Below are 11,876 nucleotides of genomic sequence, written 5' to 3'. Positions count from 1 at the left end.
TGCCCTTTTTTATTACTTTTCCGTTTTTATCCGTTTCAACAAAAGGACCGTGTTTTTTTGCCTTGTTTGAAGAAGCCTTCGTAACGATTACCGTTTTTATCCTCCTGTATACCGTTACCTTCTTCCATACCATTCACAAAACCACCTTTATACTTAGTTCCGTCTGTCATAATCAGGGTTCCCTGACCATTGAACTGGTTATTTTTCCATTCACCTTCGTAGGAATCACCTACATTCCATTTATACGTTCCACGGCCGTCACGCTGGTTGTCCTTCCAGTCGCCGTCATAGACTGCACCATTTGCCCAGGTGAATACACCTTTCCCATGTTGCATGCCGTCCTTGAAGTTTCCTACATATTTATTGCCGTTGGCGTGATAATAAATACCGGCTCCGGTACGTTCACCTTGCACATACGCACCTTCATAGCGGTCGCCGGTGTGGAAGAAGTAAATACCTTTGCCATGTTGCATATCATCTTTCCAGTCGCCTACATATTTATCTCCGTTGGCATATTCGAAAGTTCCTTTTCCATCACGCACATCGTTCTTCCAGTCACCTTCGTATTTACAGCCGTCATTCCAGACAAAAGTACCTTTACCCTCTTTCTTATCATTCTTCCAGGAACCTTCATATTTGGAACCGTTTTTCCAGGTGTATGTACCTTGACCTTCACGTTTATCATTTACCCAGTCTCCTTCGTAAATGTCACCGGTATAGTAGTACATTGTACCTTTGCCTTGCTGATAATCCTGAAACCACATGCCGTCATAACGGTTGTTGTTCATGAAATAGTAGATACCCTTACCGTGTTGCTGGTCCTGAAACCATTGTCCTTCGTACTTTTCGTCCGTCAGGAAATGTATAAGTACCATATCCTTCACGCTTTCCTTTCACATATTCACCTTCGTAGACATTGCCATTCTTGAAAACCGTCTTACCCTTTCCGTTGGGTTTACGTCCTTTCATTTCACCCGTATATACGGAGCCATCTTTAAAGGTATGAGTTCCTATCTTTATTTCAGAAGAGAAAGTTGTTTTTACTTTGTCGAAGAAACCGGATTTCTTTTCCTGGGCCGTCGCCCCGCCTTGGGACATGAATACCAGAATGAGTGCAGTATATAGATATTTCATTGAAAATTATAAATTAGCGATTTTAATAAAAAGACGTGTAAACGCAGCAACTTGTTACACGCCTTATATAGTATTTGCACAAAGATACAATTAATCTGCTAAAAGGAAGGGGTATCACACCTTTTTTATGACATTTTTTTGCCGGATACGATTTCTTTTAATGTCTCTTTGCACAAATAGCGTGAGGCAAGTTCGCGTATCTCGACAGGAGTAATTGTCTTCACTGCTTCTACGGCATCCCTCACATACGAATCGGGAAGGCCGGAAGTATGAATAAAGATCCAAGCGTCCGCCAGTGAGAAGGCAGACTCATAGCTGCGACACATATCGCCCAACATATAGTTTTTCACCATAGCAAGTTCTTCGGCAGGTACGAGGTCATTTTGCAGGCGATCTATTTCATGGTAAACTTCTTTGATAAGCGGCTCTACAAATTCATTGGCAGTCTCTGCATTGACAACCAACAATCCACTATCGGGATAAGGCATGATACCGGCAGATATACCATACGTATATCCTTTATCTTCACGAATATTAGACATCAAACGGCTACCGAAATACCCTCCGAACAAGGTAACCAGAACGCGAACTTTCAAATAATCAGGATGGCGTCGATCCAAAGAAAGCATTCCCATGCGAACAGCACTTTGCATTGCATCGGCACGCTCGGTAAAAATACGTTTCTCAGAAGAAGTTACCGGAATATAAGACAGTTTTTCCGGTTTGCGGAAATCTTTACCGAAAGGTTCACTTCCAAAAAGAGTTTCAATACGACGGATAGCGTCTTCGCTGACCTTCCCCGCAAGATAGATACTGCAATTTCCGGAATGATAATATCGGTCGTAAAACGATTGCAAGACAGAAGGGTTAATCAAATGATAATCTTCCTTCTGCACTAATTGCCCGCACGGATGCGTATCGCCATATACGGCATTTATCAAAGTGCGATGGGCCAGAAAGTCCACCTTGGAGCTGTTCACAAGAAATTGCTGGATATTGCTGTCGATAATCACTCCTAACTCTTTTTCAGGGAAAAGAGGTTCTTTTACGATAGATTCAAAAATATCTAAAGTTTCCGGCAGATATTTATTCAGAGAATAAAGGGTGATATAAGCATACTCGGATGAGCTGGAAAGCTCCAGCCAGGCACCATAGTAATCCAATTTTTCAGCAATGGCCGCGGCTGAATAACGCCGGGTACCTTCGCGCAGCATCCGGTTGGTAAACAAGGCCTGCAAACGTTGGTTCTGTTGCCAGCGTCCACCCTCTATCAACAGGTCAATTCGGACTACTTCATTATCCCCGGCATTGAGTATATATAAAGGTATGCCATTTTTCATCACCCGACATTCGGGAGATGGCACTGCCAGTTGTTCCGGCTCACAAATACGGGGCTGGATAGTTCTGTCTAACATATTTTCAAAAATTCTTCAGCCTTTTCCAAATCCTGGGGAGTATCAATGCCGATGGTCTCTACTTCGGTAATACCGGCTTTAATGGTATAACCATTCTCCAGCCAACGAAGTTGTTCCAGCGATTCTGCCAGTTCCAGCGAAGATTGCGGCAACGAAGTAATCTCTTTTAAAACTTCAGCACGATAGGCGTATAATCCTATATGCTTATAATAAGTGTGATTTTTCAGCCAATCTTGTTTTTCCGCATTTCGCTGATAAGGAATAATGGAGCGGCTGAAATAGAGTGCATTCATATTCTTATTCAGCACTACTTTCGGAGAATTGATATTCTCCAAAGCTTCAAATCCATTCTCAGGAGTAAAAGGTTTCACCAGTGTAGCAATCTGGGTCGTAATGTCGTCGAAGCAAGCTTTTACAGTTTCCAGTTGGGAGGGTTGAATAAAAGGTTCGTCACCCTGAATGTTGACTACGACATCAAAGTCTCCCCCTATTTTAGTATATGCTTCATAGCAACGATCCGTACCACTTTTATGATTAACGGAAGTCATCACTACTTTACCTCCGAAAGCTTTTACAGCTTCTTCGATCCGTTCATCATCTGTGGCCACATAAGCATCGTCCAGAATACCTGCCACTTGTTCATATACTCGCTGTATTACAGTTTTACCTCCCAGCATGGCCAGCGGTTTTGCAGGAAAACGCGTGGATGCGTAACGGGCGGGAATGATTCCTAAAAACTTCAACATATTTATATTTACTATTTTATAGATCCGCGTTCGTCCGCTTTATCCGCGTCGTCCGCGTACCCATTTTAAATTACTCTATTTCTTTCAATCCCCGGCAAATATAGTCCCTTTTTAAATCATCGGGTTTATAGACTGTGTCATCACATGATAATAAGTCCAGATCCAACCGGACTATTTCTTGCTTTTTCTCTTCAGGCATCCGCCCCGCTTCCCGTTCAATAGCTTTCAAACAAGAAGTTATTTCCGCCGCATCGCTACTGGAAATAAAACGTGCCACCTGATTGGAAAATAAGGATGAACGCCGGAAATAAAGCGGTTTAGTCTCTTCTTCCGTAGAAAAACGAATACCAGGAAACAGTTCTTTCAACCGCTTCCGCGCCAACGAAAGATTCTCTTTCTGTTGCTCGTTACTACCGATGCTGATTGTATAAACCACTTTCGAAATCAAGAATTTAGACCGACACTTGAACTTTAATCAAAGAAGTCATCCAAACCAGTTTCTGATGCCGATTCAAAATTAACGTCCCCATTATCCTTACAAGGATCGAAACCTTCCGGAAGTTGGAATGTCTCATTTTCATCATATCCCAGTGTCTTGTCTCCAAGCACTTTTACCATATATTTAGACCAGATAGGCAATGCCATAGAAGCACCTTGCCCATGCAGCATAGTATCGAAATGAATATCGCGCTCTTCTCCACCAACCCAGCATCCGGATACCAGTGAAGGAGTAAAGCCCATAAACCAACCATCTGCATTATAGTTAGTTGTTCCGGTCTTACCACCCATATCAGCTTTCACACCTAAGCGACGAACACGTCCACCTGTTCCCTCATTAATAACGGCACGAAGCATAACCAACATCTTATAAGCGCTGGAAACACTGATAACCTCTTCCATTTCCGGAGAGAACGTAGCTAATACATTTCCGTCATTATCTTCAATGCGAGTTACAAACAGTGGAGCTACACGGATACCTTTATTGGGGAATGCAGTATAAGCACTGACCATTTCTCCTACCGAAATTTCGCAAGGACCAAGACATAAAGAAACTGACGGCACAATTTCACGATTACGTACACCAAAACTTTCAATCAAGCGTTTCAGAGAATATGGGTTGAGCTTACTCATCAGATACGCTGTGATCCAGTTGTCAGAGTTAGCCAATCCCCACTTCACAGTTACCATTTCTCCATAACGTTTAGTATTGGCATTACGGGGCGTCCACGGTTTGCCGTTTTCATCAATTAAAGTATATTCCACATGACGCGCTTCATCACAAGGAGAATAGCCATTCTCCATAGCTAATGTGTAGACATAAGGCTTAATGGTGGACCCCACCTGACGGCGACCTACCATTGCCATATCATATTTAAAATAATGATGATTAGGCCCTCCGACATATGCTTTCACATGCCCATTATGCGGATTCATAGACATAAAACCTGCACGGAGGAAGTGTTTGTAATAGCGGATAGAATCCATAGGTGTCATGATTGTATCCTTTTCACCATTCCAGGTAAATACCGACATTTCTTCAGGTGTATTGAAAGCTTTTTCAATTTGGGCATCCGATGCCCCGGCTTTCTTCATGATACGATAACGGTCGGACTGTTTCATAGTGCGGGTAAGAATTTCATCTACCTGCTCCTGCGTAATTCTGTTACTGTAAGGCGCTTTTTTACGTCCTTTCTTTTCTTTGAAGAAATAGCCTTGCAATTCTTTCAGGTGCTCTTCTACCGCCTCTTCTGCATATTGCTGCATACGAGAGTCAATAGTGGTATAAATTTTCAGACCGTCTGTATAAAGATTATATTTAGAGCCATCTTTCTTAGTATTCTTTTCACACCAACCAAATAAAGGATTATTTTCCCAGTCAAGAGAATCTTCATAGAATTTTTGCATCTGCCAACCACGATAATCTCCCTTTACAGGTTTCTTTGCATTCAATACACCACGCAGATATTCGCGGAAGTAAGTTGCCATTCCTTCATTATGATCAACGCGAGTATATTTCAGAACAAGCGGAAGGGCCTGCAAAGAATCACATTCTTCCGCTGTGATATATCCGGCTTTACGCATCTGATCAAGCACCACGTTACGACGCCCGCGTGAACGTTCATTATATCGTACAGGATTAAAATAAGATGGATTCTTGCACATTCCTACAAGCATAGCGGCTTCTTCTATCTTTAAATCATTTGGATCGCAACCGAAATAAGTATTGGCAGCAGTTTTAATACCTACTGCATTGTTCAAGAAATCAAATTTATTAAGATACATGGTAAGTATCTCTTCTTTAGTGTAATAACGTTCCAATTTCACGGCAATCACCCACTCGATGGGTTTCTGAAACAAACGTTCCATTACATTATCCGCACTGGGCGAATAAAGCTGCTTGGATAATTGTTGTGTAATCGTACTACCTCCACCTGCATTCGTCTGAAATAACAAACCACGCTTCACGATAGCGCGGAACAATGCGATGGCATCAATTCCGGAGTGTTTGGCAAAACGCACATCTTCCGTTGCAATCAAAGCATTGATAATATTAGGAGACAGATCATTATAGCCTACATACACACGATTCTCTTTACTAAAAGAATAAGTTCCGAGCACCTTCCCGTCTTCTGAGAAAATTTGTGTAGCAAACTTATAATTGGGGTTTTCCAGATCTTCGACAGGAGGCATATAGCCTATCCAACCTTTTGCAATGGAGAAGAAAACAGTGACGCAAGCCAATACTATGACGGCTAAGAATATCCAAAGGATTTTTATGATGTTCTTTATCATGTTTATTACTGTAAATTCACTAAATCAATAAAATAGATTACCTGTAAAAATAACAAGGCAAAGGTACGGAATTATATTGGAACACCCTTATAAATTCTATAGAAAACTCTTAAAACGCCACACTTTATCATCGGAAATGCCACATCTTAATGGGTAAAATGCCACACTTCAGCAAGCGCAAAGTGTGGCATTTCGGAGAATGAAATGTAGCATTTCCGATGATAAAGTGTGGCGTTTGGGGTGATGAAACCTGGCATTTTGGAGGCGTTTTTTGTTTAGGAAACGGCCGATTCCAAGCTGTTTTTTGCAAAAAAACGCATTTTTTTGCTTAGGAACAAAGTATGATCAAGAAGGGCAAAATGCTATTATTCAACACTTTCACTAAAACAGACAATGCATTTTTCTTTCTTATATATTCTTTATATAACAACAACAGCAGAAAAGAAAAAGAAAAGCTACTGCTGATGCTGGTAATGATCCAAACAAATTCCGGCATTCATCTCACCGCATAAGAAACTTCATCCCGTAAGATTGTTTTTTCGCCCCACGAGATATTTTTTCAGCTCATAGGGCAAAACTCTTTGTCCCATAAACTGAAGATCACCGTCTATGGAGACGAAAAAAACTTCTAAATTTTCTCCCGTCTTTCTTCCGTACTCCGCATCTTTTCCGTACCTTTGAACTCTCGAAAAGAATTAAAATAACGAACGATATGGAAAACAGAAGTTTAGTCACCATTGCCGAGCATAGCAAGGAAAAAATCCTCTACATGATCGAGATGGCGAAGCAGTTTGAAGCCCGTCCCAACCGTAGGCTGCTGGAAGGGAAAGTGGTTGCCACCCTCTTTTTCGAGCCGTCTACCCGCACAAGACTCAGTTTTGAAACAGCAGCCAACCGCTTGGGAGCCCGTGTAATCGGGTTTAGTGACCCCAAAGCAACGAGTTCTTCGAAAGGCGAAACCCTGAAAGATACCATCAAAATGGTGAGCAACTACGCCGATATCATCGTGATGCGGCATCATCTGGAAGGAGCCGCCCGCTATGCCAGCGAAGTAACCACAGTGCCTATCGTCAATGCCGGAGACGGAGCCAACCAGCATCCTTCACAAACGATGCTCGACCTCTACTCCATCTACAAAACCCAGGGTACACTGGAGAACCTGAATATTTTCCTCGTTGGCGACCTCAAATATGGCCGCACCGTACACTCACTGCTGATGGCAATGCGCCACTTCAACCCGACTTTCCACTTCATAGCTCCTGATGAATTGAGAATGCCCGAAGAATACAAAATTTACTGCCGTGATCATGGCATCAAATACGTGGAACATACGGACTTTACGGAAGAAACCATAGCAGATGCCGACATCCTCTACATGACCCGTGTGCAGCGTGAACGCTTCACTGACCTCATGGAGTACGAACGGGTGAAGAACGTTTACATCCTGCGCAACAAGATGCTGGAACATACTCGTCCCAATTTATGCATTCTGCATCCCCTGCCCCGCGTCAATGAAATCGCTTATGACGTAGACGATAATCCGAAAGCTTACTACTTCCAGCAAGCTCAAAACGGTCTGTATGCTCGTGAGGCTATCCTCTGCGATGTATTAGGCATTACACTGGATGAGGTAAAAGCCTAAATTGTACTTTGTAAATTGCTAAATTGTAAATTGAAAGATGAGCGAAAAAAAACAAGAATTACAGGTTGCCGCATTAGAAAACGGTACAGTTATCGACCATATCCCCTCTGAAAATCTGTTCACAGTAGTCTCTTTGCTGGGACTTGAACACATGAATAACAATATCACCATTGGCTTTAATCTCAAAAGCGGAAAGCTGGGTACTAAAGGCATTATTAAAATTGCAGATAAATTTTTCTGCGATGACGAAATTAATCGTATCGCCGTGGTAGCACCTAATGTGAAGCTGAATATTATTCGGGATTATGAAGTGGTGGAAAAACGTGAAGTTAGCCTTCCTGAAGAACTTCGCGGCATTGTAAAGTGTGCTAATCCCAAATGTATTACGAACAACGAGCCCATGGCGACGTTATTCCATGTAGTGGATAAGGAGAATTGTGTGATCCGATGCCATTATTGCGAGAAAGAACAAAACAGGAACGAAATTGAAATAATATAAGAGCTCGTAACTCTTTAGTCATGAAACAAGACTGGAAGCCCGGAACAATGATTTACCCGCTTCCTGCCGTATTGGTAAGCTGCGGAAGCATTCCGGAAGAATATAACATATTAACAATTGCATGGACGGGAACGATTTGTACGAACCCGCCCATGTGCTATATTTCAGTACGTCCCGAACGCCACTCCTACGAAATCCTGAAACGGAATATGGAGTTTGTCATCAATCTCACTACCAAAGATATGGCGCGTGCAACGGATTGGTGTGGCGTACGTTCCGGGAAAGACTACAATAAGTTTGAAGAAATGCATCTGACACCGGGAAAAAGTACTGTGGTCAATGCCCCTCTTATTGAAGAATCCCCTTTGTGTATAGAATGTCGTGTAAAGGAAATCATGTCACTCGGCTCGCATGATATGTTTATTGCCGATGTGGTAAACGTGCGTGCCGACGACCGGAACCTGAACCCGGAAACCGGGAAACTGGAGCTGGCGGAAGCTAATCCACTGGTTTATGTACATGGAGGATACTATGAATTGGGTGAAAAGATCGGTAAATTTGGCTGGTCTGTTGAGAAGAAAAGATAGTGATTAACGGTTAGTGGTAAGTGATGAACAAAGTTTTGAAAATATTTATCCTGTGCCTTTTGTTTTTCCCCGCTACAACGTGGGGGCAATCTCATCTTGTGCCCGGTACAGCGGTTGAAGAACCACTGAAGAAACATCACCATGATCGTCCGGTGAACTTCGGTATTAAAGGTGGTTTCACCTCTTCCCTCTTCCTTGTATCTAATCTTACATTAAACGGAATCACCATAGACGAGGTGCAGAATAACTACAAGATAGGCTATTTCGGCTCTGTCTTTATGCGTATCAACTTTGAACGTCATTTCCTGCAACCGGAAATATCCTACAATATCAACCGCTGCAATATTACTTTCGAAAAACCTGCCGCAGAGGATGCTCCTTTGGAAATGGCATCTATAACTTCTGAAATCCACAGTGTAGACATTCCTGTGATCTACGGATATAATGTTATTAAGGAGGGGCCCTATAGTCTGGCTGTATTCGGCGGTCCTAAATTTCGTTATATCTGGAATAAAAAGAGCGAAGTTACTTTTGAGAATTTCGACCAGCAGGGAATCAAAGAAAGGCTGCGTCCGCTGAACCTCAGCTTCACCCTTGGAGTAGCCGTCACTATCTCCCGCATTTTCTTCGATTTCCGCTATGACATAGGAGTACATAATATATCCCGCAAAGTGACTTATGATGACGGCGTCGTCGAAGGTGATCCACCCGCTGACGAAATACGTTTCCACCGACGAGACAATGTTCTCAGCTTTTCCTTTGGAGTATTCTTTTAGAAAGTAAATTTCTGTCTTTTCTGACAGTTTATTCATTTTTTTACCGTAAATTTGTGCGCTTAATAAGAGAACACAGATTTATCAAACTTATCTAAGTAAGCAAAATGAAAAGAGACGATTTAATTTTCGATATCATCGAAAAAGAACATCAACGTCAGCTCAAAGGTATTGAACTGATTGCATCAGAGAATTTTGTAAGTGACCAAGTAATGGAGGCAATGGGCTCCTGTCTCACTAACAAGTATGCAGAAGGTTATCCCGGCAAACGTTACTACGGAGGTTGCGAAGTAGTAGACCAGAGCGAACAAATTGCTATCGACCGCATAAAGGAAATCTTTGGTGCAGAATGGGCTAACGTGCAACCCCACTCAGGCGCACAAGCTAATGCAGCTGTATTCCTCGCTGTATTGAATCCGGGTGACAAATTCATGGGACTGAATCTGGCTCACGGCGGTCACCTCTCACACGGTTCTTTAGTAAATACTTCCGGTATCATCTATACTCCCTGTGAATATAATCTGAATAAGGAAACCGGTCGCGTAGACTATGACCAGATGGAAGAAGTTGCTTTGCGCGAAAAACCCAAAATGATCATCGGTGGTGGTTCAGCATATTCCCGCGAATGGGACTACAAACGTATGCGCGAAATCGCAGACAAAGTAGGTGCTATCCTGATGATCGATATGGCTCACCCTGCCGGACTGATTGCAGCCGGATTGCTGGAAAACCCTGTGAAGTATGCTCATATCGTTACTTCTACCACACATAAGACTTTGCGTGGTCCTCGCGGAGGTATCATCCTGATTGGCAAAGACTTCCCTAATCCTTGGGGCAAAACGACACCGAAGGGTGAAATCAAGATGATGTCTCAGTTGATCGACTCAGCTGTATTCCCGGGTATCCAAGGTGGTCCGTTGGAACACGTCATTGCATCAAAAGCTGTTGCATTCGGTGAAATCCTGCAACCCGAATTCAAAGAATATGCTGCCCAAGTGAAGAAAAATGCGGCCGTACTGGCACAAGCATTAATCGACCGTGGCTTTACAATCGTTTCCGGTGGTACGGATAATCACTCTATGCTGGTCGACCTGCGTAGCAAATATCCTGATCTCACAGGTAAAGTTGCTGAAAAGGCATTGGTATCTGCCGATATCACTGTAAACAAGAATATGGTTCCGTTCGATAGCCGTTCTGCATTCCAGACTTCCGGTATCCGTTTGGGTACTCCTGCCATCACTACTCGTGGCGCCAAAGAAGATCTGATGCAGGAAATTGCAGAAATGATTGAAACGGTTCTGTCCAATGTAGAAAACGAAGCGGTTATTGCCGAAGTTCGCGCACGCGTAAATAAGACAATGGAGAAATATCCGCTGTTCGCATATTAAGAAATTTGTTTTTACGAGTCAGCCGGTTTTGTTTTTTCCGGCCGACAGGTATATACATTTTTGAGAAAAAATGTATGTATATAAATGATTAAATATATAGTTAAATTGTAAAATGGTCCGTAGCCTTTGTGATAAAGGCTACGGACCTCTTTTTTTTACGCATTGACACTATTTTTGTTGTATTGAAAGGATACTCCTGCTTGCATTTCCCTATTTTTGGAAACTACATTTATTATTCACTTTAAAACTTTAATTACTATGTCAGAAAACATTGGAGTAGCTACAGGTAAGATTATGCTGAAAATTGTTATCGCTCTTTTTAAAGGTGTATGGAATGTACTGACCTTCGGGTTTAGAGCTTACAAAGGTCACCGGGACAAAAAAGACGCCGAAATGCGTGAACAGTTAAGACAAGTACAAGCAAACAACAATTCCCAAACTATTTAATTCTGCAATACTATGAGCTCAGCAAACAAGAAACACATGCAGGGTGGTATGAACACCACATACAGCAATGTAAATACTGAAGACGAAAGAAACAAAAAAGCGGAAGAACTATTGTTCCAGGCATGGGAAACAGCCGGATATCATGGACAGCCGGATGAAGATTATTATCCTCGAACAGCCCAGGAAACAAGGGATATGGAAGATCTGCTGACACAAGCGGAAGCAGCCATTGATGACCCGTCGGATACCGAACTAATGGAGGTAATGGCTGATACGCGCGAAGTGCTGGAATGGTCCAAACAGCGGCATTGGACATTCGCATGGTGGATCATCATCTGTGTAGCCATTATGGGATGTTATTATTTCTATCAGGCCGGAAGCGAACAGGATTATGTAGCAAAGAGACAGGCGCTGACCGATGAGCAAGTGCAGACTGAACTTAGCGAAGCCAT

General features: G+C 42.6%; 11 protein-coding genes and 1 pseudogene. 7 read left to right on the top strand and 5 right to left on the bottom strand.

Features of this window, described 5'->3' with window-relative positions:
- The 5 genes and pseudogenes from BACCELL_RS20805 to BACCELL_RS20785 all read right to left on the bottom strand — a co-directional run.
- A pseudogene (locus tag BACCELL_RS20805) lies at window positions 1-1,134 on the bottom strand (MORN repeat-containing protein); the annotation flags it as partial.
- Between the two features lie 125 nt (window positions 1,135-1,259).
- The gene (locus BACCELL_RS20800; protein WP_007214031.1) at window positions 1,260-2,549 is read right to left on the bottom strand and encodes a M16 family metallopeptidase; all 1,290 of its coding nucleotides are present in this window, start codon (window positions 2,547-2,549) and stop codon (window positions 1,260-1,262) included.
- On the bottom strand, window positions 2,543-3,292 hold the full coding sequence (kdsB, locus tag BACCELL_RS20795) for a 3-deoxy-manno-octulosonate cytidylyltransferase (protein ID WP_029427955.1): 750 nt from the start codon (window positions 3,290-3,292) through the stop codon (window positions 2,543-2,545). Before kdsB ends, BACCELL_RS20800 begins: the two co-directional genes overlap by 7 nt.
- Window positions 3,293-3,365: 73 nt before the next feature.
- Window positions 3,366-3,731 carry a 2-amino-4-hydroxy-6-hydroxymethyldihydropteridine diphosphokinase gene (locus BACCELL_RS20790; protein ID WP_007214029.1) on the bottom strand — a complete coding sequence of 122 codons (366 nt, stop codon included), beginning with the start codon at window positions 3,729-3,731 and terminating at the stop codon, window positions 3,366-3,368.
- A gap of 35 nt (window positions 3,732-3,766) precedes the next feature.
- A complete protein-coding gene (locus BACCELL_RS20785; RefSeq protein ID WP_007214028.1) occupies window positions 3,767-6,088 on the bottom strand; it encodes a transglycosylase domain-containing protein in 2,322 nt (773 codons plus the stop codon).
- A 712-nt stretch (window positions 6,089-6,800) separates the two neighbouring features.
- Here BACCELL_RS20785 and pyrB point away from each other — a divergent pair.
- The 7 genes from pyrB to BACCELL_RS27000 form a co-directional block, all read left to right on the top strand.
- A complete protein-coding gene (gene pyrB / locus BACCELL_RS20780; protein ID WP_007214026.1) occupies window positions 6,801-7,730 on the top strand; it encodes an aspartate carbamoyltransferase in 930 nt (309 codons plus the stop codon).
- 37 nt (window positions 7,731-7,767) lie between these two features.
- Window positions 7,768-8,229 (top strand): aspartate carbamoyltransferase regulatory subunit, encoded by a 462-nt coding sequence (gene pyrI / locus BACCELL_RS20775; RefSeq protein ID WP_007214025.1) that lies wholly within the window; start codon window positions 7,768-7,770, stop codon window positions 8,227-8,229.
- 20 nt (window positions 8,230-8,249) lie between these two features.
- Window positions 8,250-8,816 (top strand): flavin reductase family protein, encoded by a 567-nt coding sequence (locus BACCELL_RS20770; RefSeq protein ID WP_007214024.1) that lies wholly within the window; start codon window positions 8,250-8,252, stop codon window positions 8,814-8,816.
- A 23-nt stretch (window positions 8,817-8,839) separates the two neighbouring features.
- Complete coding sequence (locus BACCELL_RS20765) at window positions 8,840-9,592, top strand: porin family protein (protein WP_007214023.1); 753 nt, start codon at window positions 8,840-8,842, stop codon at window positions 9,590-9,592.
- Between the two features lie 104 nt (window positions 9,593-9,696).
- On the top strand, window positions 9,697-10,977 hold the full coding sequence (gene glyA / locus BACCELL_RS20760; protein ID WP_007214022.1) for a serine hydroxymethyltransferase: 1,281 nt from the start codon (window positions 9,697-9,699) through the stop codon (window positions 10,975-10,977).
- 258 nt (window positions 10,978-11,235) lie between these two features.
- The gene (locus BACCELL_RS20755; RefSeq protein WP_007214021.1) at window positions 11,236-11,424 is read left to right on the top strand and encodes a hypothetical protein; all 189 of its coding nucleotides are present in this window, start codon (window positions 11,236-11,238) and stop codon (window positions 11,422-11,424) included.
- Window positions 11,425-11,436: 12 nt separating this feature from the next.
- A partial coding sequence (locus tag BACCELL_RS27000; protein WP_007214020.1) for a hypothetical protein occupies window positions 11,437-11,876 on the top strand: 440 nt, incomplete at its 3' end.

Origin of the sequence: Bacteroides cellulosilyticus DSM 14838, from assembly GCF_000158035.1 — a bacterium.
Taxonomy (GTDB): domain Bacteria; phylum Bacteroidota; class Bacteroidia; order Bacteroidales; family Bacteroidaceae; genus Bacteroides; species Bacteroides cellulosilyticus.
The sequence above is the reverse complement of the archived record's forward strand: the minus strand, read 5'-3'. Positions and strand labels throughout refer to the sequence as shown.